Annotated in this window: 30 protein-coding genes; 23 read left to right on the top strand and 7 right to left on the bottom strand. The window is 65.6% G+C overall.

Annotation, left to right across the window (positions count from 1 at the left end; genetic code table 11):
* Nucleotides 1–441 precede the first annotated feature (441 nt).
* On the bottom strand, nt 442–801 hold the full coding sequence (locus tag LQ953_RS09585) for a flagellar biosynthesis regulator FlaF (protein WP_231030505.1): 360 nt from the start codon (nt 799–801) through the stop codon (nt 442–444).
* A 116-nt stretch (nt 802–917) separates the two neighbouring features.
* Here LQ953_RS09585 and LQ953_RS09580 point away from each other — a divergent pair, with 116 nt between their 5' ends.
* The 15 genes from LQ953_RS09580 to LQ953_RS09510 all read left to right on the top strand — a co-directional run bounded on the left by LQ953_RS09580 (nt 918) and on the right by LQ953_RS09510 (nt 13,588).
* Nucleotides 918–3,329: an HAD family hydrolase gene (locus tag LQ953_RS09580; protein WP_231030504.1), complete on the top strand. Its 2,412-nt coding sequence runs from the start codon at nt 918–920 to the stop codon at nt 3,327–3,329.
* Nucleotides 3,326–4,138, top strand: a complete 813-nt coding sequence (locus LQ953_RS09575) for a class I SAM-dependent methyltransferase (protein ID WP_231030503.1) — start codon at nt 3,326–3,328, stop codon at nt 4,136–4,138. Before LQ953_RS09580 ends, LQ953_RS09575 begins: the two co-directional genes overlap by 4 nt.
* An 80-nt stretch (nt 4,139–4,218) precedes the next feature.
* On the top strand, nt 4,219–5,103 hold the full coding sequence (gene motA, locus LQ953_RS09570) for a flagellar motor stator protein MotA (RefSeq protein WP_231030502.1): 885 nt from the start codon (nt 4,219–4,221) through the stop codon (nt 5,101–5,103).
* Nucleotides 5,078–5,398: an STAS domain-containing protein gene (locus LQ953_RS09565; RefSeq protein ID WP_231030501.1), complete on the top strand. Its 321-nt coding sequence runs from the start codon at nt 5,078–5,080 to the stop codon at nt 5,396–5,398. The genes motA and LQ953_RS09565 overlap by 26 nt, the downstream gene beginning before the upstream one ends.
* Complete coding sequence (locus tag LQ953_RS09560) at nt 5,395–5,760, top strand: response regulator (RefSeq protein WP_231030500.1); 366 nt, start codon at nt 5,395–5,397, stop codon at nt 5,758–5,760. The genes LQ953_RS09565 and LQ953_RS09560 overlap by 4 nt, the downstream gene beginning before the upstream one ends.
* Complete coding sequence (locus tag LQ953_RS09555; RefSeq protein WP_231030499.1) at nt 5,757–7,952, top strand: chemotaxis protein CheA; 2,196 nt, start codon at nt 5,757–5,759, stop codon at nt 7,950–7,952. Before LQ953_RS09560 ends, LQ953_RS09555 begins: the two co-directional genes overlap by 4 nt.
* On the top strand, nt 7,949–8,440 hold the full coding sequence (locus tag LQ953_RS09550; protein ID WP_231030498.1) for a chemotaxis protein CheW: 492 nt from the start codon (nt 7,949–7,951) through the stop codon (nt 8,438–8,440). Before LQ953_RS09555 ends, LQ953_RS09550 begins: the two co-directional genes overlap by 4 nt.
* Nucleotides 8,437–9,324 (top strand): CheR family methyltransferase, encoded by an 888-nt coding sequence (locus LQ953_RS09545; RefSeq protein ID WP_231030497.1) that lies wholly within the window; start codon nt 8,437–8,439, stop codon nt 9,322–9,324. Before LQ953_RS09550 ends, LQ953_RS09545 begins: the two co-directional genes overlap by 4 nt.
* Nucleotides 9,321–10,361 carry a protein-glutamate methylesterase/protein-glutamine glutaminase gene (locus tag LQ953_RS09540; RefSeq protein WP_231030496.1) on the top strand — a complete coding sequence of 347 codons (1,041 nt, stop codon included), beginning with the start codon at nt 9,321–9,323 and terminating at the stop codon, nt 10,359–10,361. The genes LQ953_RS09545 and LQ953_RS09540 overlap by 4 nt, the downstream gene beginning before the upstream one ends.
* The gene (locus tag LQ953_RS09535; protein WP_231030495.1) at nt 10,362–10,751 is read left to right on the top strand and encodes a response regulator; all 390 of its coding nucleotides are present in this window, start codon (nt 10,362–10,364) and stop codon (nt 10,749–10,751) included.
* A complete protein-coding gene (locus tag LQ953_RS09530; protein ID WP_231030494.1) occupies nt 10,751–11,275 on the top strand; it encodes a chemotaxis protein CheD in 525 nt (174 codons plus the stop codon). Before LQ953_RS09535 ends, LQ953_RS09530 begins: the two co-directional genes overlap by 1 nt.
* Nucleotides 11,275–11,634 carry a hypothetical protein gene (locus LQ953_RS09525; RefSeq protein ID WP_231030493.1) on the top strand — a complete coding sequence of 120 codons (360 nt, stop codon included), beginning with the start codon at nt 11,275–11,277 and terminating at the stop codon, nt 11,632–11,634. The genes LQ953_RS09530 and LQ953_RS09525 overlap by 1 nt, the downstream gene beginning before the upstream one ends.
* On the top strand, nt 11,624–12,457 hold the full coding sequence (locus tag LQ953_RS09520) for a flagellar motor protein MotB (protein ID WP_231030492.1): 834 nt from the start codon (nt 11,624–11,626) through the stop codon (nt 12,455–12,457). The genes LQ953_RS09525 and LQ953_RS09520 overlap by 11 nt, the downstream gene beginning before the upstream one ends.
* A gap of 10 nt (nt 12,458–12,467) precedes the next feature.
* On the top strand, nt 12,468–12,908 hold the full coding sequence (locus tag LQ953_RS09515; protein ID WP_231030491.1) for a hypothetical protein: 441 nt from the start codon (nt 12,468–12,470) through the stop codon (nt 12,906–12,908).
* 35 nt (nt 12,909–12,943) lie between these two features.
* Nucleotides 12,944–13,588 (top strand): PilZ domain-containing protein, encoded by a 645-nt coding sequence (locus LQ953_RS09510; protein WP_231030490.1) that lies wholly within the window; start codon nt 12,944–12,946, stop codon nt 13,586–13,588.
* An 84-nt stretch (nt 13,589–13,672) separates the two neighbouring features.
* On the opposite strand, the gene fliP is transcribed toward LQ953_RS09510, so the two are convergent.
* From fliP to LQ953_RS09495, 3 genes are read right to left on the bottom strand one after another with little or no spacing between them, the layout of a single operon-like run.
* Complete coding sequence (gene fliP / locus LQ953_RS09505; RefSeq protein WP_231030489.1) at nt 13,673–14,413, bottom strand: flagellar type III secretion system pore protein FliP; 741 nt, start codon at nt 14,411–14,413, stop codon at nt 13,673–13,675.
* Nucleotides 14,406–14,999: a FliO/MopB family protein gene (locus LQ953_RS09500; protein WP_231030488.1), complete on the bottom strand. Its 594-nt coding sequence runs from the start codon at nt 14,997–14,999 to the stop codon at nt 14,406–14,408. The genes fliP and LQ953_RS09500 overlap by 8 nt, the downstream gene beginning before the upstream one ends.
* Nucleotides 14,999–15,235, bottom strand: a complete 237-nt coding sequence (locus LQ953_RS09495; RefSeq protein ID WP_231030487.1) for a FliM/FliN family flagellar motor switch protein — start codon at nt 15,233–15,235, stop codon at nt 14,999–15,001. Before LQ953_RS09495 ends, LQ953_RS09500 begins: the two co-directional genes overlap by 1 nt.
* A gap of 197 nt (nt 15,236–15,432) precedes the next feature.
* Between LQ953_RS09495 and flgC the strand changes: the two genes are divergently transcribed.
* Genes flgC through flhB form a run of 5 tightly spaced genes read left to right on the top strand, consistent with a single transcriptional unit; the run spans nt 15,433 to nt 18,273 of the window.
* A complete protein-coding gene (flgC, locus tag LQ953_RS09490; protein WP_231030486.1) occupies nt 15,433–15,840 on the top strand; it encodes a flagellar basal body rod protein FlgC in 408 nt (135 codons plus the stop codon).
* A gap of 24 nt (nt 15,841–15,864) precedes the next feature.
* Entirely contained in the window at nt 15,865–16,188 is a 324-nt protein-coding gene (locus tag LQ953_RS09485) for a flagellar hook-basal body complex protein FliE (protein WP_231030485.1), read from the top strand.
* Complete coding sequence (locus LQ953_RS09480) at nt 16,188–16,451, top strand: flagellar biosynthetic protein FliQ (RefSeq protein WP_231030484.1); 264 nt, start codon at nt 16,188–16,190, stop codon at nt 16,449–16,451. The genes LQ953_RS09485 and LQ953_RS09480 overlap by 1 nt, the downstream gene beginning before the upstream one ends.
* Entirely contained in the window at nt 16,448–17,206 is a 759-nt protein-coding gene (gene fliR / locus LQ953_RS09475) for a flagellar biosynthetic protein FliR (RefSeq protein ID WP_231030483.1), read from the top strand. Before LQ953_RS09480 ends, fliR begins: the two co-directional genes overlap by 4 nt.
* Nucleotides 17,206–18,273, top strand: coding sequence for a flagellar biosynthesis protein FlhB (flhB, locus tag LQ953_RS09470; RefSeq protein WP_231030482.1), 1,068 nt, complete (start codon nt 17,206–17,208; stop codon nt 18,271–18,273). The genes fliR and flhB overlap by 1 nt, the downstream gene beginning before the upstream one ends.
* A 309-nt stretch (nt 18,274–18,582) precedes the next feature.
* Here the strand turns inward: flhB and LQ953_RS09465 are convergent, their stop codons facing one another.
* Entirely contained in the window at nt 18,583–19,008 is a 426-nt protein-coding gene (locus tag LQ953_RS09465; RefSeq protein ID WP_231030481.1) for a flagellar assembly protein FliX, read from the bottom strand.
* Nucleotides 19,009–19,092: 84 nt separating this feature from the next.
* Here LQ953_RS09465 and LQ953_RS09460 point away from each other — a divergent pair, with 84 nt between their 5' ends.
* Genes LQ953_RS09460 through LQ953_RS09450 form a run of 3 tightly spaced genes read left to right on the top strand, consistent with a single transcriptional unit; the run spans nt 19,093 to nt 20,914 of the window.
* Entirely contained in the window at nt 19,093–20,196 is a 1,104-nt protein-coding gene (locus LQ953_RS09460) for a flagellar basal body P-ring protein FlgI (RefSeq protein WP_443026560.1), read from the top strand.
* On the top strand, nt 20,196–20,492 hold the full coding sequence (locus tag LQ953_RS09455) for a rod-binding protein (RefSeq protein ID WP_231030480.1): 297 nt from the start codon (nt 20,196–20,198) through the stop codon (nt 20,490–20,492). The genes LQ953_RS09460 and LQ953_RS09455 overlap by 1 nt, the downstream gene beginning before the upstream one ends.
* The gene (locus LQ953_RS09450) at nt 20,492–20,914 is read left to right on the top strand and encodes a flagellar protein FlgN (protein ID WP_231030479.1); all 423 of its coding nucleotides are present in this window, start codon (nt 20,492–20,494) and stop codon (nt 20,912–20,914) included. Before LQ953_RS09455 ends, LQ953_RS09450 begins: the two co-directional genes overlap by 1 nt.
* A gap of 376 nt (nt 20,915–21,290) precedes the next feature.
* On the opposite strand, the gene LQ953_RS09445 is transcribed toward LQ953_RS09450, so the two are convergent.
* Together LQ953_RS09445 and LQ953_RS09440 are read right to left on the bottom strand one after the other, a co-directional pair.
* Nucleotides 21,291–21,692 carry a flagellar basal body protein gene (locus tag LQ953_RS09445; RefSeq protein WP_231030478.1) on the bottom strand — a complete coding sequence of 134 codons (402 nt, stop codon included), beginning with the start codon at nt 21,690–21,692 and terminating at the stop codon, nt 21,291–21,293.
* Between the two features lie 4 nt (nt 21,693–21,696).
* Nucleotides 21,697–24,438 (bottom strand): hypothetical protein, encoded by a 2,742-nt coding sequence (locus LQ953_RS09440; RefSeq protein WP_231030477.1) that lies wholly within the window; start codon nt 24,436–24,438, stop codon nt 21,697–21,699.
* Nucleotides 24,439–24,448 lie beyond the last annotated feature (10 nt).

The raw sequence follows: 24,448 nt of genomic DNA, 5'->3' as shown, positions 1-24,448 counted from the left end.
GGCCAGGCCCGCCCCGCCCCCCGCTCCTTCGCCCCGCACCAGCCGCCGATCCGCGCGAAGAAGAGCTATGTCTCCCCGGTCAAGCCGCTGACGGCACCGTCGGCACGGGCTGCACAAGAGGACTGGGCCAGCTTCTGACCTCGGCAGCTACGCACACAAAAGGGGGCGTCACGAGCAATCGTGGCGCCCTTTCGCCTTCTGCCCCCCCTGACCGCATGGATTTGGCGCGAGCGGGTACAGGAAGTACATCGCGCAGGGCGCCCCGGTGCCGCTGTTGCTACCACCATAACCTTCGCCAGCGCTGCTATCGTGCGCTCAAGCTATGGCTGGTTTGCGCACCCTCGCGCGATGCGCCTCATAGGTTGATCGGCAGGCGCAACGCGCACGCAAAAAAGGGCGCCGCGGTTGCCGCGACGCCCCTTTTCAAAGCTTCGGTACGGATCAGGCGGCCATGCGCTGGCCGATCAGCCCTTCCATCATGGTCCGGTTCAGCGCGATCAGTTCGCCAATCGGCTCCCGGCCCGCGATCACGTCGCTGGTGAAGCGCTGGACCCACAGGCCGAGCGAGATGATCGAGGCGCGCAGTTCGGCGGGCAGGCCGTTACCGGTGGCGCCGCAGTCCGTCATGAAAACCGACCACATTTCACGATTGCGATGAAGCGAAGGCATCAACAACGCGCCGGTGTAACCTGCGGTCTCCGCGTCCATCATTTCGCCGGTGATCTGGCTCAGCAGGCGGTGCTCCGCCGCGCGCGGCGTTTCGGCGCGGCTTCGGGCCGCCTGATAGGCATTGATGGTCATGCTGGCTCCTTTGATAGCACTCCCATTCTAGGATGAAATCACAGCCTGCGGCGTCTTCCTTCCTATAAGAATCGTGCGTTCCCAACAGTGCGGGCACGCACAGAGGGAAAACCGACTTGGCCGACACCATCCTCCCCCATGCGCTGCCAGCTGCCCTGGACGGGCGCGGTCCGCTGAAGATCCTCTCGCTCGACTGCTTCGACACCCTGCTGTGGCGCGACTGCCATGCGCCGCACGACCTGTTCGCCGCGCTGGGCGACGTTACCGTGATGCAACGCCGCTGGGCCGAGAGCCGCGCCCGCATCGCCGCGGAGATGCGCCACGCCCGTGGCGAGGTCACGATCGACGAAATCTACCGCGAGCTGCTTCCCAACGGAAGCGCCGAAGGCCGCGCCGCAGCCATAGCCGGCGAACTCGCCGCCGAGGCGGCGCATTGCTTCGCATTCCGCCCGACCGTTGAACTGATGCGCGAAGCGAAGCGCCGCGGGCTGCAGGTCATCATCGTCTCCGACACCTATCTCGACCCGGAGCAGTTGCGCGGCCTGATCGCCGCGGCGGCTGGCGACGAGGTATCGGACCTGATCGATCGCGTCTTCTGCTCCTCCACCTATGGCAAGGCGAAGGCGGAGGGCCTGTACGGCGACGTTCTCAAGCAGTTGAAGGTCGCCCCCCGCGAAATCCTGCACATCGGCGACAACAAAAAGGCCGACGTCGGGGGTGTTTCCCCGTTCGGCGTCCAGACGCTTCATCTCGAACAATTCGCCGACGGCACCGAGCAGCGCCTGCGCCTCGAAGCCGCGGTCAGCGCCATCCTTCACCCCGTCGCACCGCAGTGCGCCGCCACTCACCAACCGCACCGTGCCACGCTGGCGGCCGGCGAGCCAGGCATCGCCGACGCGGCTGAAGCGTTCGGCTTCGGCACGCTCGGCCCGGTTCTCCACGGCTATGACCGCTGGCTCGCCGCCGAGGCGGAGGCGCTTGCCCAGCAGCATGGCGGCAAGGTGCACCAAGTCTTCCTGATGCGCGACGGCCACCTCCCGCGGCTCATGTACCAGGCGAGCAGCGGCCATGCCGGCCACGCAGTGGAGATCAGCCGCTTCACCGCCAACGCATCTTCCTTCGTCGATGGCGACGCGGTCCAGCGCTACCTCGAACTCGAGACCGGAAGCGATCCGCACGCCGTCGCCTGCCAGCTGCTGCTGGAGCCCGCCGATATCGACACCATCCTCAAACAGGCCCGCACGCTCAAGACCGCGCATGCCGCGCTCGCCCGTGCGGTCCGCACGCCTGCGCGCCTGCGGCGGATCACCCGCGCGTCGTCGGCCTTTGCGGACCGGCTGGTCGCGCATCTCCGCCGCACCATCGATCCCGCGCCGGGCGACACGCTGATGCTGGTCGACCTGGGCTATAACGGCTCGGTCCAGAACGCAGTCGAGCCGCTGCTGCGCGACCGGCTCGGCGTCCATGTCGCCGGCCGCTACCTGTTGCTGCGCGAACAGTTCCGCACCGGCTTCGACAAGAAGGGGTTCATCGGCCAGGACCAGTATGACGGCGCCACGCTGGAAGCGTTGTGCAGCAACGTCGCCGTGCTCGAACAGCTGTGCACCGTGTCGCAGGGTTCGGTGATCGATTACCAGGCGGACGGCACGCCGATCCGCAAGACCAACAGCATCAAGGGCCGCCAGTCCGCGATCCGTGACCGCGTCCAGGCCGGCTGCGTCGGATTCGCTCGGGCGCAGGCGGACACCGTGATCCGCCGCGCAGCGCCCCACGACGCGCAGATGTGGCGCCGCGCCGCTGCTGCCGTGCTGGGCCGGCTGATGTACCTGCCCCTGCCCCACGAACTCGCAGTGTTTGGCGAGTTCGAGCACGACGTGAACCTCGGCGTCGACGACACCGTCGCGCTGTTCGACGCAGAAGTCGCGCGCAAGGGCCTGCGCCAGCATGGCCTCTTCTACATGAAGGGCGCCGACCGCATGTATCTGCCGGCCGAGCTGCATGGGGAGGGGCTGGCGCTCAAGCTCAGCCTGCTCACGCACAAGCGCTTCGGGCTGAGCCTCAATCACGCCGACTTCGTAGACCGCAGCCTCACCCTGCCGATCATCGTAGCAGACGGGCGAGACGTGTCCCTCACCAAGGTGGAGGCGACCCCGACGCATGACGGCTATTACGTGGCGCCGGTGCCGATCGGCGACTGCCGTTATTCGGTCGGCCTCCAGTTCGGCAAGCTCTTCGAGTGGCTGCAGGTCGAAAGCGCCGTGTTCATGCCGGTCGATTGCTTCCTCAGCGAGAAGCACCGTTCCGGACGCGACGAGATCAGCGCGATGCCGACGCTGGATGGCATGGAACAGACCGCGCCGCACCTGTTCCGCTGCGACGACGAACACGCCTTCATGATGGTGCCGCCGCCTCCACGACACAGCGACCGGCCGATGATGCTGGCCGTCACCTTCCGCCCCATCGCCGAGCGGGCGCCCAAACCCGCTTCCCCCCAGAACATCCTCCAGTCTTCGGAAGTCGCCGCATGACCCTGCTGATCCACTCGATGTCCGAATTTTCGGACCTGATCCTCGGCACGCTGCATGCCGCCGAAGCCCGCTCCATCACCGAGATCGGCGCCGAGTTCGGCGGCATGTCACAGCAGCTCGCCGCCTATGCCAAGGCCATCGGCGGCAGCCTGACCAGCATCGACCCGGGACCCAAGCCGGAATTTCTCGACTGGGTCGCCCGCGTACCCGCCGTGCGGCATCTCGCCGCAACCAGCCTGGAGGCGATGCCCGGCTGCAGCAACGTCGACGCCTGGATCATCGACGGCGACCACAACTATTACACCGTATCCAACGAGCTGCGGATCGCGGACGAACTGTCGCGACGCGACGGCAAGCCTCTGCTCGCCATCCTTCACGACATCAGCTGGCCATGCGCGCGCCGCGACTTCTATTACGCGCCTGAACGGATCCCTGCCGAGCACCGCCACCCCTACAGCTTCGATGCCGGGGTGACGATCGGCGACCCGGGCTACCGTGACCATCGCGGCTTCCGCGGCGGCGGGCACTTCGCTTGGGCGCTTCAGGAGGGCGGCCCGCGCAACGGCGTTCTGACCGCGATCGAGGATTTCGTCGCCGCGGGCGATACAGAGGCTCGCCCGCTGTCCTTCGCCAATATCCCCGCGGTGTTCGGCCTGGGTGTGGTGTTCGACGCCTCCGCGCCTTGGGCAGCCGAGGTCACACGCGTGCTGGAACCCTATCACAACAATTCGCTGCTCGCCTCGCTCGAGCTCAACCGCCTGCGCAACTACCTGGCCGTGCTCGACTGGCAGGACCGCGACGCAGCGTAACTTTGTCGGGCGGGATGCACCCTCGCGAGGGGAATTCCTCCTATAATTCAAGGAACACCAGTGAACATCAAGGTCCAGCCATGCTGAACGGCGTCGGTTTCATCATCATTCTCGTGTGCGTGTTCGGCAGCTTCATGATGGCTGGCGGCAAGATGGACATCATCCTGCACGCGCTCCCGCACGAGCTCATGGCCATAGGCGGCGCGTCGATCGGCGCCTTCGTCGTGTCCAATTCGATGGGCACGGTGAAGAAGGCCGGCAAGGGCCTGGTTCGCGCGTTCAAGGGCGGCAAGTGGAAGGCGCAGGACTATAAGGACCTGCTGACGCTCATGTTCGGAGTGCTGTCGACCTTCAAGCGGGGCGGTGCCACCGCGCTCGAACCGCATCTCGACAAGCCCGAGGAAAGCCCGCTCTTTCAGCCCTATCCGCGGCTGCTCAAGGATCATCACCTGATCGAATTCACGTGCGATTACCTGCGCATGATGACGGTCAATTTCGAGGATCCGCACCAGCTAGACGCGGCGATGGACGCGGACATCGAGAAGCATCACCACGAGGAAGCGCATCCCCAGCATGCGCTCCAGATCATGGCCGATGGTCTGCCCGCCGTGGGCATCGTCGCCGCCGTGCTCGGCGTGATCAAGACCATGGGCTCGATCGACCAGCCGACCGAGATCCTGGGTGCCATGATCGGCGGCGCGCTGGTCGGTACCTTCCTGGGTATTCTGCTCAGCTACTGCCTGGTGGGTCCGCTCGCCGCGAAGCTGCTCGAAACGATCGAGGAGGACTCCAAGCCCTTCTTCATCGTGAAGACCGCGATCGTCGCCTACGCCCAGAACCAGCCGGTTCAGGTCGCGATCGAGATCGCCCGCCGCATGACGCCGTCGGCCTACGCGCCGACCTTCCAGCAACTAGAAACTGCACTCGACGAGGCGAAGAATGGACTCAACCCAGCCACTGCATGATGCAGCCCTTGATGGCGCGGTGCGCCTGCCGGCGCACGGCACCACCGTCACTGCGGAAGATCTGCGCGTGGGCCTCGTCCTCGCCGCCGACCATGGCGACGTGATCGAAATCGACGCGTCCGAAGTGGAAAGCGTCGGCCAGGCCGTGCTGCAGCTCCTCGTCGCGGCGCGCAACGAAGCCTCGGCCGTGGGCCAGGGCTTCCGCATCACCAACCCCAGCCAAGCTTTCGTCGAACGCGTCACCAGCTGTCATCTGGCCGCAGCGGTCGGCCTCGAAACCGGAGATACCCTGTGAGCAAGTTGATCCTGACCGTTGATGACTCCGCGAGCATGCGCATGCTGCTCAAGACCTCGCTGACGGCGCAGGGCTATCGCATCGAAGCGGCGAATGACGGCCAGCACGGCCTGGAGCGCATGCACGAGGTGAAGCCTGACCTGCTGATCACCGACATCAACATGCCCAAGATGGACGGCTTCGAGCTGATCGAGGCGGTTCGCGCCGAGAGCGAGTTCCGCGGCACGCCGATCCTGGTGCTTTCGACCGAGTTCTCGGACGAAAAGAAGCAGCGCGCGCGTTCCGCCGGCGCCACCGGCTGGATCACCAAGCCCTTCGAAGCCACCAAGCTGGGGGCGGCCATCCGCCGCGTGTGCCCATGAGCGACGAACTCGACGAAATCCAGGCGATCTTCTTCGAAGAATGCACCGAAGGCCTCGTCACTGCCGAGCAGGGCCTGTCGGCCATGCAGGGCGGCGACGTCTCCGCCGACACCATCGCGGGCGTGTTCCGCGCGGTGCACTCGATCAAGGGTGGCGCAGGCGCGTTCGGTCACGCTGACCTGACTGCCTTCGCGCACAAGTTCGAAAACGTGCTGGACGAGGTCCGCGCAGGCAAGATCGCGCCCACCCCGGGCGTGGTGAAGGTCATGCTCAGCTCGTTCGACATCCTGTCGGACCATGTCGAGGCCGCCAAGGGTCTGGCCGGGCGTCCCAACGACGCCGCCGCGCTCGCCGCCTTGGAAAAGGTGCTGGCGGAACGCGGTGCCGGCGATGCCGCGCCCGCGGCTCCCGCTGCCCCGACCCCTGCTCCCGCTCCGGCGCCGGTCGCGCAAGAGGATGATTTCGGCTTCACGCCCGTCGCCTTTTCGCTCGACGATTTCGATGCGCCCGCCGCTGCCCCGCAGGGAAGCTGGACGATCCGCTTCAGGCCGTCCCGCGCCGCGCTCGCCAATGCCGGCGAGCCGCTGCTGATCATCCGCGAATTGGAAACGCTCGGTGCCACCGTCGAGGCGGTCGACGTGTCCGCCGTCCCGCCGCTGCGTGATCTCGACCCCGAGAACGCCTATTTCACCTGGACGCTCAGCATGCCCGCCGACGTTCCCGAGAACGACATCCGCGATTGCTTCGACTTCGTCGCGCCGGATTCGCTGATCGAGATCGAGCGCGCGCAGGCGGAGTCCGCTGCCGACCCTTTTGACTTCGCGCCCGTCCCGGCTCCCGCGCTTGCTGCCGAGGCGGACGAGATGGGCTTCGTGCCGGTCGCAGCGCTGATCGACGATTTCGACGCGAACATCGGCAAGGTGGTTCAGGCGATCGCCAACGCCGGCACGGCGCTGGCTGCCGCGCCCCCGCCCGCCCCGGTCGCCGCCGAGGGCACGCCCAAGGCTGTCGAGGCCGCACAGACGATCCGCGTCGACCTCGCAAAGCTCGACTTGCTCTTGAACCTCGTCGGCGAACTCGTCATCCGCAACTCGATCCTGGCCGACCGGCTTTCCCCGGCCGATCGCCAGCGCGTCGAGCTGCCCGAACTCGCCCGCCTCACGCGCCAGATCCAGGACAATGTCATGTCCCTGCGCGCTCAGCCGATCAAGCAGGCCTTCAGCCGCGTGCCGCGCATGCTGCGCGACTTGTCGGTGGAAACCGGCAAGACGATCAACCTGGAGACCAGCGGTGAAACCACCGAAGTCGACAAGGGCGTGATCGAGAAGATCGGCGATCCCCTCACCCACATGATCCGCAACGCCGCGGACCACGGGCTGGAGAGCGCCGAGGAACGCATCGCCGCAGGCAAGGAGCCAGCCGGCACGATCTGGCTGTCCGCCGAGCAGAAGGGCGCGCGCATCTTCGTGCGGGTCCGCGACAATGGCCGCGGCATCAACCGCGACCGCGTCCGCGCCAAGGCGATCGAAAAGGGGATCATCAGCGCTGACGCGCAGCTGACCAACGAAGAGATCGATCAGCTGATCTGCGCGCCCGGCTTCTCGACCGCTGAGACCATCTCAAACATTTCCGGCCGCGGCGTCGGCATGGACGTGGTGCGCTCCAACGTCGAAGCACTGGGTGGCCGCATCGAGATCACCTCGGTTCCCGGCGAAGGCACCACCTTCACCATGGTGCTGCCGCTCACGCTTGCGATCCTGGACGGCATGATCGTCCGCCTCGCGGGCCAGCGCTTCGTCCTGCCGCTCACCCATGTGCTGGAGACCGTCCAGCCCGAGCGCGGCCAGGTCAAGCGCACCTCGCCGGACACCGAAGTCATCGACATGCGCGGCGAATATGTGCCGGTGAAGCGCGCCGTCGACATCTTCGGCCTCAACGACGACCGCGCCATCGAGGAATCGCTGGTGGTGATCGTGGAGAGCGAAGGCCATGGCAAGGTCGGCCTGGTGGTCGACACCATCGATGACCGCCGCGAAGTGGTGATCAAGAGCCTCGACCAGAACCTGCACCCGATCCGCGGCCTGGGCGGCGCCACCATCCTTGGCGACGGCTCGATCGCGCTCATCCTAGACATCGAGGCGCTCGTCGCCGCCCCCGCTACTCGCTTCACGCCAAAAGGACTGGCAGCATGACCACCGAATCCGCCACCACCGATTGCAAGATCGTCACCTTCATCCTGGGTCACCAGACCTTCGGGATCGACATGACCGCGCTGATCGAGATCCGTGAGTGGGAGAACCCCACTCCCCTCCCCAACGTGCCCAGCTTCATCAAGGGCGTGACCAATCTGCGCGGCAACGTGATCCCGGTGGTCGGCCTGGCCGAGCGTCTGGGCTGGGAACCCAGCGCGATCCACGCCCGGTCGTGCATCCTGGTCGTCAACATCCTGGGCAAGCAGGCCGGCTTCCTGGTCGACGAAGTCAACGACATCGTCGCCATCAACCGCTCGGAAATCCAGCCGGCGCCTGAAGTCGAGACCATCGAGTCCAGCGTCATCGACGGCCTGGTCCGCATCACCACCCGCGCCAAGGACGGCACCCGGGACGAGAACGGGACCATGGTGCTGCTGCTCGATCTCGACGCGCTCAGCCTCACCCGCCACCTGGACCTCGCAGCATGAACGCAGCCGGCAGCGCCGGTCTGGCGCTCGCCGGCAGCTCCGGCAGCGCAGCGGCCCACAATGCGGAGCTGACGCCCCGCGACTTCGCGGCGATCGCGGCGATCATGCACAGCGATGCGCGGATCGAACTGATCCCGGCAAAGGCCACGCTGGTCCAGTCCCGCCTGGCCCGCCGTCTGCGCGAACACGGCCTGTCCCGCTTCTCCGAATATGTCGCGATGGTGCAGTCCGATCCGCAGGAGCGGCATGCGATGGTGGTGGCGCTCACCACCAACCACACGCACTTCTTCCGCGAGCCGCATCATTTCGACCATTTCCGCGAGCATGTCCTGCCCCAGCTTCAGCGCAAACAGGGCCCGGTGCGCATCTGGTCGGCGGGCTGCTCGTCGGGTGAGGAAGTCTACACCATCGCCATGTGCCTGCTGGGCAAGGACCGCACCTCGGCCTCCTGGCTGCGCAACGCCGATGTGCGCCTGCTCGCCACCGATATCGCCCCGCATGTGGTGGAATCGGTGCAGCGCGGCTTCTACGCCGACAATGTCGCCTCGGGCGTGCCCGAGCCCTATCGCAGCGCCTGGATGCGCCCTGCCCCCGGCGGCTTCACCATGGCGGACGAAGCGCGCCAGCTGGTCACGGCCCGCGTGCTGAACCTGTTTCAGCCGACCTGGCCGCTCAAGGCGCAGTATGACGTGATCTTCTGCCGCAACGTCATGATCTATTTCGCCGATCCGGCGAAGGAAGAGCTTGAGGAACGGTTCGTGAAGCAGCTGGCCCCCGGCGGCCACTTGTATATCGGCCATTCCGAACGCCTGATCGGCGCGGCCGCGACGCAGATGAAGTCGTGCGGCCACACCATCTATGCCAAGCCGGATGGCCGCGCGTGAAGCCGGTCCGCACTCTGATCGTCGACGACAGCGCGTCCATGCGCGCGACGCTGAAGCGGATGCTGTCCGCCGATCCGGCAATCGAGGTCGTCGGCGCGGCAAATGATCCCTTCGCCGCGCGCGACATGATCAAGACGCTCAATCCCGACGTGCTGACGCTCGACGTCGAAATGCCGGGGATGGACGGCCTGTCATTCCTGGAACGCATCATGCGCCTGCGCCCCATGCCGGTGGTGATGTGCTCCACCCTCACTGCGCGCGGCGCCGAAGTGACGATCGAGGCACTGCGCCTGGGCGCGGTGGACTATGTCACCAAGCCCAGCGGCACGCCCGAGGATATCGAGCGTGACGCCGAGTTGCTGTGCGAAAAGGTCAAGAACGCCGCGCGTTCGGTCGCCCGCTCCGGGCCGCAGCGCGTTGCCGAGCAGCCGAGCCTTGCCGGCGGCGGCGCGGGCAAGCTGATCGCCATCGGTTCGTCCACCGGCGGCGTCGAGGCGCTGTTCTCGCTATTGCCGGCGCTGCCCGCCGATTGCCCGCCCGTGCTGATCGTCCAGCACATGCCCGCCAGCTTCACGCGAAGCTTCGCGGACCGGCTGAACGGCGATTGCCGCGTTCATGTGACGGAAGCGTCGCATGGCATGCAGGTGCAGCCTGGAACCGTCTATATTGCACCAGGGGGGGAAACACACATGGAGCTGTCCGGCGGCGTCGCTGGGCGGATCACGCTACGTCCGGGAGACCCGGTGACGGGGCACCGTCCTTCGGTGGACGTGCTGTTCCGCTCGGTCGTGCCGCTCGGGGCCGCGGCGGTCGGAGTGATCCTGACCGGCATGGGCTCGGACGGCGCCGAAGGATTGCTGGCCATGCGGCGCGCGGGTGCGCGCACGCTGGGTCAGAGCCGCGACACCTGTGTCGTGTGGGGCATGCCCCGCGCGGCCAAGGAACTTGGCGCGGTGGAGAAAGAAGTTGGTCTGGCTGGCATGCCTGAGGCGATCCTCAAGGCGTGCCGCGAAACGAGTAGAGTTGGGAGCGCGTAAATGCCTGCTGCTGCAGCAATCAAGGTGATGGTCGTGGACGACCAGACCAGCATGCGTGCGATGATCCGTCGCGCGCTGCAGGATCTCGGTTTCAAGGATGTCCGGGACAAACCCGGCGCGATCGAAGCGCTCGAAGCGATCAAGACCGACCGGGTGCACCTGGTCATCTCCGACTTCAACATGCCCGACATGGACGGCCTCCAGTTCCTGGAAGCGGTGCGCAAGGATCCCGTTATCGGGAAGACCGTGTTCATCATGCTGACCGGTTCGGCCGACAAGGAAATCGTGCAAAAGGCCGCCGCTCTGGGCGTCAACAACTATGTCGTGAAGCCCTTTGCCCCCGCCGCCCTGAAGGAAAAGATTGAGCGCGTTTTTGGCGAGTTGAGCTGATGCGCCGCGTCTCGATCGTACAAGGTGAGAATGCGATCGTCGTCGAGCCGGAGGTCATGATCTCCACGCTTCTCGGCAGCTGCGTTGCTGCTTGCCTCTTTGATCCGGTCGCCCGGATCGGCGGCATGAACCATTTCCTCCTGGGTGAGCCCGGGGCCGACCACCGCGTCGGGGTGAGTGAGATGTCGCGCTACGGCGTCCATGCCATGGAATTGCTGATCAACGGCATGATGGCGCGTGGCGCCATGCGGAACCGGCTGCGCGCGCATCTGTACGGCGGGGCGAACATCGTCTCGGGCCTTGGTTCGATCGGGTCGTCCAATGCGGCCTTCGCGCGCCGCTTCATGGCGGATGAAGGTATCGAAGTCGCGCACAGCGATCTCGGTGGCACCTCGGCGCGCAAGGTCGAATTCCTGCCCTTCGACGGACGCAGCCGCTGCACCAAAGTGGCCGAGCGCGTACCCGAACGGCCCCCTGTTCCCATTGCCATGCCGGCGATCGTCGGCGAGTTGGAGCTTTTCTGATGTCGTGCCTGCCCGTTCCCGCCGATACCGTTCAGGGCGAGCCGCTACCGGGCTACGATCCTTATGCGGACGCGCTGCACAGCGTGATCGCGGGCGAACTGCGTGAGATGCGCGACATGCTCGAAAAGCTGGCCGAGGTGCTCGTCGCCGACGAACAGTTCGCCCATGCCCATATCGAACAGCTCCAGTCGTTCGATTACCTGATCCAGCACACGGATGAATGCGCGAGCCTGCTCCAGCGGGTCGTGGAGGGTCAGAACACCCTGACGGCGATCGGCGGGGTCCGCCTCGCCGAGGTCCAGGCGCGCCTGCGCGACGCGCTCAACAATCAATGGCGGGGTTTCACCGATGTCGAATGAACGCCCGATCATCATCAAGAAGGTCAAGAAGGTTGCCGGCGGCCACCATGGCGGCGCCTGGAAGGTCGCCTATGCCGACTTCGTGACGGCGATGATGGCGTTCTTCATGCTCCTCTGGCTGATCTCGAACCCCGACCAGGAACGGCTAAAGGGTCTCGCCCAGTATTTCTCGCCTTCTATCGGCGACGGCACGCCCACCACGCCCGTGATGGGCGCGTCGGAGGGCATGGGTGGCCAGGCGCGCAATTCCTCCACGGACCAGAGCAAGGCCAATGGCACCCCGACCACCGCGGCGGCCACCGCCGGGGCCGCGCGCGGCGGCACCGCCAACGTGCCCGCCTCGATGCGCGTCTTGGCTTCCGAGCTTCAGGTCGCGCTCGACGCGGTCAGCCAGGAGCAGGGCAAGAACACCCAGATCGAATCCACCAAGGACGGTCTGCGCATCACCCTTATGGACAGCGACAAGCAGTCGATGTTCCGCTCCAACACCGCCGAGATGAACCCGTTCGCCCGTTCGCTGCTGGCTAAGGTCGCCGAACGGCTCGCGACCTCTGGCGCACAGCTCGCCATTGAAGGGCATACCGACGGTGCGGGCGGTCAGAGCGACCAGAACTGGCGCTTGTCGGGTGAGCGCGCGCTCGCCGCACGCTCGGCGCTGATCGCGATGGGCATGACCCCGGACCGCTTCTCCGAAGTGATCGCGATGGGCGCGACCAAGCCGGTCTATCCCAACCAGCCCGACCGCGCGGAAAACCGCCGCATCACCGTGCTGGTAAAGGCCGAGGCACCTTCGCTTCCGTCCGACAGCAGCTTCCAGTTCTGAAGGCCAGACGATGAAAAAGGTCCTGTTCCTCTTGGGCACCCTGCTCGCCGGCCTCGGCGCCGGCGGCGGCGCTGCCTATGCCACGGTCAGCATCATGGGTCCCGCTAAGCCCGGCGCCCATGCTGCCGAAGACACCACGCCGCCCAGCTTCGTGGACGGCGGCAAGGTGCTGGCCCCTCTGGTCTTCGCCGATGGCCGTCTGTCGGGTTATGTCCAGTTCCAGCTTCAGCTGGAGGTAGCGCAGGACAAGGTCGACACCGTGAGCGCCCGCCTGCCCTTGCTGCTGCATGCGATCAACATGCGCACGTTCAAGACGCCGATGGCCGCCGGGGTTGACGGCCAGCTGCCCGACGTGGAAGCGTTCCGGAAGGTTGTGATGGCTGCGGCGCCCGAAGCGTTTGGTGCCGGTATTGTGAAGAAAGTGGCGATCACGGCGGCTACGCCCGCCTGACCGTCGAGTGTGTTGAGTAACAGGAGTACCCCGTCGTGAGAGCCGATATCCCTACCCAGGATATGGAGGCCGCCGCCGATCAGGCAGCCCCAGTGGAGCGGGCCGAGCGCATCGTCACGACCCTGCTGATCGGCAAGCTGCACTGCGCCAACAGCCCTGAGCATCTCTGCCGCATCCGCAACATCTCGATGACCGGCATGCTGATCGAAACGCACCGCCCCTTGGGCTTCGGCACCTGGGTGGCGGTGGAGCTGCGCAGCGGCGAGAAGCTTCAGGGCACGGTTGCCTGGAATGGCACCGGCCGCGCGGGCGTGCAGTTCATCGCGCCTATCGACGTCGACCGCATCCTCGCCGAAGCCAAGCAGAGCGCGCCCCCTGCCCGCCTGCGCACCGTGCAACAGCCGCGCGCACCCCGCTTCGAGGTGCAGTGCCCGGCCAGCATCAGCAGCAATGGCCGCTATATCGACGTAATGCTCGAAAACGTGTCGCAGAGCGGCGCGCGCATCACCATGAGCCGCCCGCCCAAGCGCGATACCGAGGTGATCCTGTCGATCCCGGGCCTCCCCACGCGCCGCTGCACCACACGCTGGAGCGACGAACATGCCGCGGGCCTGCTGTTCCTCGAAGTGATCCCCTATTTCGAACTCGACGCCTGGCTCGAGCACATCGACGCCTCCTGAGCTCTTAACGCGTTGACAACAAAAGAGAACCCCGGCCGCAAGGCGACCGGGGTTCTCTTGTTTTCCGCGTCGACAAGATAGTCGCTACGTAGCGAAGCTCTTCACTAGCGACCCCGCCACCAACGCCCATCCATCGACCAGCACGAAGAAGATGATCTTCATCGGCAAGGATATGGTCGGCGGCGGCAGCATCATCATGCCCATCGCCATCAGCACCGCCGAAACCGCCAGGTCGATCACCAGGAACGGCAACAGCAGCAGAAACCCGATCTCGAACGCACGCCGTAATTCGGAGATCATGAACGCCGGCGCCAACGTCGTCAGCGGCGTCTCGGCCCGCGTCGCGATCGGCTTGCCCGCCATGTCGGCGAACAGCTTCAAATCGGTGTCGCGCACCTGGCCCAGCATGAACTGGCGGAACGGCTCGGCGGTGCGCTCAAACGCCTGCGTCTCGGTGATCTGGTTTTTGGTATAAGGATCGACGCCCTGGCTCCACGCCTTCTCGAAGGTAGGCGCCATCACGAAGAAAGACAGGAACAGCGCCAGGCTGATGATCACCGGGTTGGGCGGCACGCCCTGCGCGCCGATGCCGGTGCGCAGCAGCGACAGCGCCACCACCATGCGGGTGAAGCTGGTGACGGTCATCAGCAGGCCAGGGGCCAGGCTGAGCACGGTCAGCATCAGCACCAGCTGGATAGCCTTGGCCGACATGGCGCCGTCCGCGCCTGCCGCTCCGCCCAGGTTGATGGTAGCGCCCTGCGCCTGCGCATGTGCTGCCACCGGCAGCATCACGAGCAGCGCGGCCGCCCCAAGGAGCTTACGCATTCAGTGCCTCACGAACCGCACGGCGGTTCCACCGGGCAGTGTCGCGCGGACGGCGGGTGCGCTTGGCAGCCGTCGGCTTCGCGGCCTCGGCCTTCGCCTTGCGGCGCTCGGACAGGTCGACCACCTCGGCCAACTCCGTGGCAGGCGCTTCGACTACGACGTTGTCCTGCTCGGTCTCCAGCGCAACCTCAGCGACTACTTGCTCGGCAACCTGTTCTTCAGGAGCCTTGGGCAGCTTGATCAGCTTGGCGAAGTTCGCGGCGAATGCCGGCAGTTCGGGCATAGCGATCTTGACCGGCTCGGGCGCGGGCTCAGCCGGCGGTGCGATGATGCCTGTCTCCAGCGTCGCGCTGCCCTCAGGGCCGATCAGCACCAGATGCTCGTGTCCGTCGCGGCGGATCAGCGCCACCGAACGCTTCTGGTCCAGGCTCAGCCGCTCGACCAGCTCGACGCGCTTGCGCCCACCGGTCGACACCCGACCCGGCAGCTTGATGTCATAGCGCTTCACCATCCACAGCGCGCCCGCGAGCATGCCCAGGACCATGCCCAGCGCACCCACCGTGCGCAGCATCGACAGGATATCCATCAGTGGCGCTGCTTCTTCACGAGTTCGGAGACTTCGAGCGACATCTGGTCGCCATCGACCAGGATGCGGCCCGTGGCGACCAGCTCGCCATTGACATAGACAAGGCTGGGATCGTCCTGACCGCAATCCAGTGCGATCATGGCGCCGCGGCTCATCTGCAGGATCTGCCTGATCGGCACTTCGGCCGAGCCGAGCACGATCGACAGGTCCACCATTATTCCATCGAGTACGGACATGCGCTCACCTTTCACGGACCTTATAGGAAGGAAGTTCCGTGCACCGGGCAGTGAGGCGGCAAAATTTGCCTAGGGACTTTTGCGGGGGTCAGGGTTCCGTATATGCCCGGAGGACCTTTTTTCCGCCCATCGCACCGCCCCCGGCAATTCTTGCCTACAATGGGGAAAAGGCCGCTCATGGCCCTGGAGCTACATACATGGACTTGAAGGCTTCGCTTGGTGTCTCCGCTTCCGGCCTGCGTGCGCAGTCGCTGCGCATGCGCGTCATCGCGGAGAACCTGGCCAACCAGGACTCGGTCGCGAACACCGCGGGCGGCGATCCCTATCGCCGCCGCGTCGCCAGCTTCTCGGCGGAAGTCGATCGCGCGACCGGCGCCACTGGCGTCAAGATCAAGTCCATCGAAAAGGACCGCTCCGACTTCACCCGCGTGTACCAGCCGGGCCACCCCGCCGCTGACGGTGAAGGCTATGTGCTCAAGCCCAACGTAAACTCGCTGGTCGAAACCGCCGACATGAAGGCGGCACAGCGCTCCTACGAAGCCAATCTCAATGCCATCGAGGCCGCAAAGAGCCTGACGATGCGCACCATCGACCTTCTCAAGTAAACTCCACTTCAGGGATTATCATCAATGTCCATCGGCGCACTTGATGCGGCGTCGGCCTATGGCCGCGTCCAAGGCCTGGGCTCTGCCCTCGGCTCCTCCTCCGCCCCTAAGGTTGGCGGCAGCGACAATGGCGGCGGCTTCGGCTCCATGGTCGAAAGCCTCGTCACCGGCACCGCGCAGCAGATGCGCACCGCCGAACACGCTTCGGCCATGCAGGTTGCCGGTAAGGGCGACCTGATCGACGTCGTCACTGCGATCGGCGCCGCCGAAACGGCGCTCGACACCATGGTGGCCGTGCGCGACCGCGTGGTCGGCGCCTACACCGACATCATGCGCATGCAGATCTGATGTCGTCGTCGCAGGTCATCGAACTCGCCGAAGCGACGCTGATGCTGGTGCTCACCGTGTGTGGGCCCCTGCTGCTGACGTCGCTGATCGTCGGCGTCTTCATCGGCTTGTTTCAGGCGCTCACCCAGATCCAGGAAACCACCCTCACCTTCGTGCCAAAGCTGATGGCGATGGGTCTGGTCTTCCTCCTCATGCTTCCCACCATGGGGCAGGCGCTGAACGGCTTCATGCTGAAGCTCAGCGACCTGATCATCGCCGGATGATCATGCCCGCCGACCTGGAGCTTCAGGTCACAGCCTTCTTCATCGTGTTCGCGCGCGTCGGCGCCGTGCTGATGCTGCTGCCGATGTTCGGCGAGGATTCGATCCCCGGCCGCATCCGGCTGATGATCGCCTTCGCCATGTCGGCGGCGCTCTATGGCATGCTCGGCGCGCCTGCGCGGGCATTGGTGGAGGGCGGTGCCGTGCTCCCGGCGGTGCTCGTCACCGAACTCATGACCGGCCTCGCGATGGGCATGATCGTCAAGATCCTGTTCTACGCGATCTCTATGGCCGGCTCGATCATCAGCCTTCAGATCGGTTTCTCCTCGGCGGTGATCTTCGATGCCAGCCAGAGCGGCCAGGTGCCGATCCTGTCCAAGATGGCAACAGTCGCCGCCGTGCTGGTCTGCATGGCGCTCCAGGTCCACCATCTGTGGATCGGCGCGATCGTTCACAGCTATCAAAGCTTCCCGGTCGGCGGCCTTCCGCCGATGCATGACTTCGCCCAACTGGCCGTGGCCGCGGTCGGCCGCTCGATGACGCTGGCGATCAGCCTTGCCGCACCCTTCCTGGTATACGGCATCATCTTCAACGTGGCGCTCGGCCTCGCCGCGCGCGTCGCGCCGGCGATCCAGGTGTTCTTCATCGCCCAGCCGCTCAACCTGCTGCTCGGCATCAGCCTGCTGGCCGCGACGATCGGCACGATCCTCACGGTCTTCGCCCAGTCGATGGGTGACGCCATGCAAGGGAGCTGGTGATGGCCGGCGGTGGCGACGACGAAGACAAGACACACGATCCTACAGACAAGAAGCTGGAGGACGCCCGCAAGAAGGGCGACGTCCCGATGGCGCCGGAGATGCGCCACGCCACGATGTTCGTGGCGATGCTCGTCGTCATGGGCGGCATGGGCGCCTACACGCTCCAGCTCATGGGCGGCGTCTTCGTCCGGCTATGGGGCAGTGCCGAGGATTTCCGCATGGATCCCGCCGGCGCGCAAAGCGTGGTCACCGGCCTGATGGGTGCGGTCGCCTCGGCCATGTTGCCGCTTCTGGCCTCGCTCTTCGCCCTCGCGCTGCTGGGCGGCGTGCTTCAGGGCAGGCCGATGATCTCTTGGAGCCGCGTCAAGCCGAAATGGTCCAAGCTCAACCCTGCCAGCGGCGCCAAGCGCATGTTCGGCAAGCAATCGCTGATGGAGTTCGCCAAGACGCTGGCCAAGCTGTGCCTGGTGGTCGGCATCGCCGCAACCATCGCCTGGCCGCATGCTTCCACCATCGACCGGCTGGTCGGCGCAGACCTCAACTCGGTCGGTGCGGCGATCAACGACATCGTCGATGCGATGCTGCGACCGATCGCAATGATGGTCGGCGCGCTCGCGCTGTTCGACTTCGTCTGGCAGCGCCGCTCCTTCATGAAGCGCATGAAAATGTCGCTTCAGGAGATCAAGGACGAGTACAAACAGTCCGAAGGCGATCCCAAGATCAAGGGCAAGATCCGCCAGCTCCAGATGAAGCGCTCACGCAGCCGTATGATGGCCAATGTGCCCAAGGCTAGCGTGGTCATCACCAACCCGACCCACTACGCCATCGCGCTGCAGTACGACCACGGCGCCATGGCAGCACCAGTGGTGGTCGCGATGGGCGTGGACGCGCTCGCCCTCAAGATCCGCGAGATCGCCGGCGCACACAACATCCCGCTGGTCGAAAACCGCCCGCTGGCCCGCGCGCTCTACGCCAGCGCCGAGATCGACCAGCCCATCCCCGTGGAGCACTACGCGGCGGTGGCCGAAGTCATCAGCTACGTCCTGAAGATCTCGAAGAAGCTCTGACTTTCAGATCCTCCCCGGAGGGGGAGGTGGCACGCGCAGCGTGACGGAGGGGTATTGCCCGCGAGGGACGTACCATGAGGAGAGTACCCCTCCACCATGCTTGCGCATGGTCCCCCTCCCCCGGAGGGGGAGGATTTAAGAGGCTGAGCCCCTCGCATCAGTTCCCCGGCGAAGGCCGGGGCCCAGCTGCAATGCCGCCCGAGAAGGCAGGATGCACTTTCTACTTCATCGAGACTGGGCCCCGGCCTCCGCCGGGGAACAAGGTTACACTACGTAACGGCACCAAGCGCGAGCGCGCAAACGCCGGCCTCAAGCCTCGACGTCGTACTTCGCCAGTTCCACGCGCACGCGCAGGTCGATCTCGGCCAGGATCTGCGCCAGCACGGGCTCGTCCGGCGTCTCGAGCGTCTGCGACCACTGCGCGATCTCGCGCAGCCGCTCGACGCTCGGCGTACCCACCAACACTTCCTTGTGCAGATGGTCGAGCATCTCGACCCCCTTCTCGGCCTGGGCGGCCAGCCGGCGGCGGCGGTCCATCATCGGATCGGCGGCGGCAAGCGTCACCAGCATCGCGACATTGGGCACGGGAACGGCAACGCTGGTCTGTTGCTGCAGCGGCAATGGCGCCGCGGCAGGCGCCTTGTCCTCGCGCGTCACCGAGAACCCGTCGGCAACCTTCGGCAGCGCAGTCAGCAGACTGCGCGCCATCAGTTGGGAGATGTTCTCGATCCGCACGAAATACTGATCCTTCGAGCCCTGTTGGCTCTCCCTTGTCCTATAAGAAGATTACGGAAGACTTTCCACTTTCCGAGGGGATTCATGAAGCGTCTGGCCGCACCGTTCCTGCTCCTGATGGCAACCGCCGGCTTCGTGCCGAACGCGGCTGCCCAGACGCGGATCAAGGACATCGTCGACGTCGAGAACGTCCGTGAGAACCAGCTGGTAGGCTACGGCCTGGTGGTCGGCCTTGCCGGCACCGGCGACCGTATGCGCAACACGCCCTTCACCGAGGAATCGATGCAGGCGATGCTGGAGCGCATGGGCGTCAACGTCCGTGGCACCGACATGAAGACGCAGAACGTCGCCGCGGTGTCGATCACCGCCACCATGCCTCCCTTTGCGCGCTCCGGCTCGCGGATCGATGTGCAGGTGGCAGCACTCGGCGACGCATCCAGCCTTCAGGGCGGCACGCTGATCGCCTCGTCGCTGCGCGCGCTTGATGGCGAGATTTACGCGGTCGCCCAGGGCAACGTCGCCGTTTCCGGCTTCAAGGGCCAGGGTGCCGCCGCCAGCGTCAGCCGCGGCGTCACCACGTCGGCCCGCATCGCCGGCGGCGGCATCATCGAGCGTGAGGTGCCCTATGCCCTCGCCTCGGCGCAGAGCCTCAAGCTCGCACTCAAGAACCCCGACTTCGCCACGGCCAGCCGCATTGCCGGCGCGATCAACGGCCGGTTCGGCGGCACCGCCAAGGTGCTCGATCCCGGCACGGTCGAAGTGGCGCCTGGCGGCGGCTTCTCCGGCAACGTGATTGAGTTGGTCACCCAAGTCGGCGACCTGCCGATCAAGGTCGATCAGCCCGCCCGCGTCGTGATAAACGAGGCCTCGGGCACCGTGGTAATGAACAGCGAGGTCAAGATCAGCCCCGTGGCGATCGCCCAGGGCGGCCTGACCATCACCGTTACCGAAACCCCGCAGGTTTCGCAGCCCGCAGCACTCTCCAACGGCCAGACCACCGTCGTGCCGCGCACCCAGGTGCAGGTCGATGACGGCAGCGGCGCCCACCTGGCAATGGTCGGCGGTGCTTCGCTCCAGTCGCTGGTGAGCGGACTGAACGCGCTGGGCGTCTCGCCGCGCGACCTGATCACCATTCTTCAGGCGATCAAGACCTCCGGGGCGCTCCAGGCAGAGATCGAGGTACAATGATGAACGACATCAAGCCGCTTCCGAGCGCCCCTGCCCCCACGCCGGCCAAGCCGGTGTCCAAGCAGGACGCCAAGAACCAGCAGACCGCACAGGATTTCGAGGCCGTGTTCCTCGGCCAGATGACGCAGCTGATGATGCAGAGCGTCCAACAGGACGGCGACTTCAACGGCGGCGCCGGCGAGGAAATGTTCCGCGGCATCCTGGGCGAAAAGCTCGGCACCGAAATGGCAAAGCGCGGCGGCATCGGCCTCGCGCCCGCCGTCCTCGACCAGATCATCCAGCTTCAGGGAAAATGATGACCGAGCACCTTCTCGACGCCATGGTTTCGCTCACCTCCCTCATGGAAGAGGAAAGCGAAAAGCTGGCCCGCACCCCGTATCTGGCCGAACTCCCGGAGATCGCCAACGCCAAGCTGCGCCTGACCGGCCGCATCGAAGCCGAAGTCGCCCGCCTGAAGCGCGGCAACCAGAACTGGATGGCCGCGCTGGACGAAGAAGCACGCATCGTGCTGACCGACGCCACCCGCCACCTGCTCGACGCGTCGGAGGTCAACAAGAAGATCCTGTCGCGCCAGATCGAGCTGTCGTCCGAGATGATGGCGGCGATCGCCACCGAGGCCAAGCGCCTGACCGGTACCCGCAACATCACCTATGGCGCGTGCGGCGGCATGGGCGGCATGGACGCCCCCGCCCCCATCTCGATCAACGCCCGACTGTAACCACCGGAACAGCACGAACGAAAAGCCCCGCGCCTCAACCCGAGGCGCGGGGCTTTTTTTCATGTGTGCTGAAGACCCACAAGTTCCCCGGCGAAGGCCGGGGCCCAGCTGCAACGCAGTCGGACAAGAGGGGTTGAACCCTAGACTTCATCGAGAAGCATGCAGATCGTAGATTTGAATGTTTGGTAGGGGCGGCGGCCCCAGCCCCCCGGAAAGACCGGGCGGCAAAGAGGGATCGGCCGCCCGGCCGAAGTCCCGTAAGTGCGACCCTCGGGGCTCTGCAACCCATGTGGGTGCACAGCGCCGTTTGAGGAACTACGCACTTTCCCTGACTGGTCCCAGAACGGGCCAGACCCGTGCCAGCGCTCGGTCGGCCTTAGCTGCGGCCGATCGCCGACTTCATCATCTGCATCTGCTTGCGGTACAGGTTGGTCATCGCGGTGAAATCCGCCTGGACCTCGCCCATCTTGAGCAGCTGGTCTTCCAGCGTGACGTTGTTGCCATCCGGCTTGGTCTCGCTGATGTCCTTGTCGAAGATAACGCCGGCATTGACCGGCTGCACCGCGCCCAGGCTCTTCATCCGCCCGGTCAGCTCGACCTTGGGCTTCTGGATCATGCCGCTGCCGCCGACGAGGCCGGCAAAGCTCGGCTGCTCGACTTCGCGCGCCTTGTAGCCCGGCGTTTCGCTGTTCGCGATGTTGGTCGCGATCACCCGCTGGCGATCCGACAGGTTCTGCATGCGGGTGCGAATGCCATCAAGGATGGGAGGCGTGTTCATACGCTCAGAATCCGATCGTGGTGGGGGTGGAGGACAGGCGGGTCAGCGCCGCCTGATAATTTGCTAATTGGGCGTTCTCGCGGGCCGTGGAGCCGCCGCCGGAGCCGGTGTTCTTGACGCCGTCGACCAGCTTCGTCTTGCCCTCGTCCCAGAACAGCGAACGATACGCGGTCTGGCTCATCGAGATCGCCGAAGAGACCTTGCCCAAAGCGAGTTTGGCATTGTCGAGGGTGGACAGGTTGAGCGCGTCGTTGAGGCCCAGCCCATAATTGCCGCCAGGGCGCACCTTGGGCGCGTTGCTCGAAAGCTTTGCCCGCGCCGCGATCCGCTGCGGCTCGATGCCAAGCTTCTGCAACGCGTCGGCGCCGCCGGATCCGGAGATCAGCTCCAGCTCATGACCGGCCTTCATGGTGATCTTGAGCTGCTGCATGCCCTTGATGGTCACAGTGGTGACCGTCGCCTTGGACGCTCCGATCATGCCCTGCATGCGCGTGGCGATCGACTTCATCGTGTCGCCTGCTTCGATCGTCACTCGGCGCAAGGCTCCATCGTCGGCACGTATCGAAAAGAAGTCGCCGCTCTGAAGTGTGGTCTGCGAGGTGACCTTCTCGGTCACGGTCTGGTTGATCGTGCCGCGCCGCAGCCCCAGCGCGGAAAGCGCATCCGCTCCGCCCTGATCGGCCGCGATCCGTACCGGCTCGGTACGTACCAGCGGCTGTCCGAATTGGTTGACGCTCTGCACGGCGCCGCTCGTCACGTCGATACGGGCGACGAAGCCATCGGTCGGACCCGTGCGCGTGCCGCTCAGTTCGCCGGTGGTACGGCCCCCTGCGTACAACTCGCCGTTCATGAAGGCGATGCTGTCGACCTGGTCGTCGGCGGCGGTACCCAGATACGTGACCGACGCGCCGCTCAGCCCGGCGTCGATACGCGCGACAAAGCCGTCGCGGCCCTCGCTCTTGGCGTTCGCCTGCGTTCCCGAAACCGCCACGCTGGTCGCGCCGCCGATCGCGATCGAGCCATCGTCGGCTACTGCGATCGCCCGCACATCGGCAGCGCCAAGGCTGATGCTACCCAGCTGGGTTGAGAGCGAACTGCCCTGCAACTTCAGGACCGACGACGTACCGCTCTGGTTGACCACGGCCAGCACGTTGCCGGACGCATCCACGGTGAGCGCATTGACGGAGTCAGACCCCGCGGCCGTGATGCTGAAGCGCTCTGCCAGCTTTCCATCGGCACCGATCCGCGCGACGAAGGCGTCGCCGTCATTTGCTGCGGAACGGCCGCCCACGAAGATCGAGCCATCGGCACCCACGGTCACGGCCTTGGCCGTGTCGACACCGCCAGACCGGATCACGGTCGAGAATTTCTCTTCCCCGGCCGTTGTGTACTTAGCAACGACCATGTCGCCACCGTCTGCGGTGACCGAACCGAACGCGCCCGACACGGTGCCGGCCACGACGATGCTACCATCGGCGCCGATCGACACGGCAGCGCCGGTGGACGAGCCGCTGGCACCTAGGCTGCGCTGCCACACGACGTTGCCCAGACTGTCCATCTTGGTGAGGAACAGGTTGTCGTCGCCATCCGACAGATTGGCGCCAATGTCCCCGCTGGTCGTGCCCACGACATAGCTGTTGCCTTCGCCGTCGGTCGCGACCGCCGCGGCATCGGTATCGGCATAAGCGTTGCTCGACTTGGTGACGGTGGTGGTCACCTTTCCGGTCGTCGGGTCCTTGGTCGCCGTGGTGGTGCTGGTGGTCTTGCCGGCAAGCTCGTTCTGCGCAGTCGCCTGGCGATCGAGCGCGGCGATGTTGCCCATCGCGACCTGGGTCGCCCCACCCGCGGGATCGTTCAGGCGGAACACGCGCGTCGACGTGGGCGCATCCAGCGGCGTTTGCCCCGTCGCCACGACGATCGAGTCCTTCGCCCCCACTTGCTCCATGCTCACCTTTTCGGTGCTGAGCGGGGTGTTGAGGGTGATGCCGAACTTGCCGTCACTTCCCTTGGTGACTTCGAACCGCGCGGACCAGCGGGTCTCAGGCGTGCCGTCCGCCTCGGTCATGGGGGTCCCGTCGGGATTGTAGGCCAGCGACGCGGTGACCGCGGCGTTCAACTGGTTGACGACCGAGTTGATCGTGGGCGGCTGTGTGCCCTGCGACAGGTCGACCGTGAAGGTCTCGTTCTGCGTGCCTCGCGCGATGGTGATCTTGAACTGCTCTTGTCCGGTCATGCCCGGAACGGCGTCGGAGCGCTGCTTGACGATGCCCTTGCCTGGCGTCGCATAGGATTGTGGCGTCGCAACCTTGGTCGAACTGACGGTGGTGCTGCTGTTGCCGAACGCCAGGTTCACATCGTCCGATGGCGCACTAGCAAGGAAACCCTGAAGGTCGGCGAGGCCCTTGCCGAATGCCTTTTGATACTGCGCGCGCAGCGCGTCGGATGCAGTCTTGGTGGTCGCCGCCTCGGCAAGCACGCGCAACTTGTCCAGTGCCTTGTAGGCCGTGAAGCTGGTCGCGACGTCGTCGCTCAGCAGCGTACCGAAACTGTCGGCGACCGACTTCTCGATTACGCTGCTGGAAGCCAGGATCGCACTGAGCTGGGCCGAGGCCGACTTGCCACTCCCAGCATCCTTCCACGGGGGCGTGGCGGTTTCCAGGCTGAACGCCGCCTTGGCGGTCCGAACGGCCTTGCTCTCGAACGTAACGGGCGAAAAGGTGCCGAACGAGTTGGTGCCGGTGAGCATGCTCAACCCA

Origin of the sequence: Sphingomonas sp. IC-56, from assembly GCF_021043375.1 — a bacterium.
Classification (GTDB): Bacteria; Pseudomonadota; Alphaproteobacteria; order Sphingomonadales; family Sphingomonadaceae; genus Sphingomonas.
This window is presented reverse-complemented; position numbering and strand designations above follow the sequence as displayed.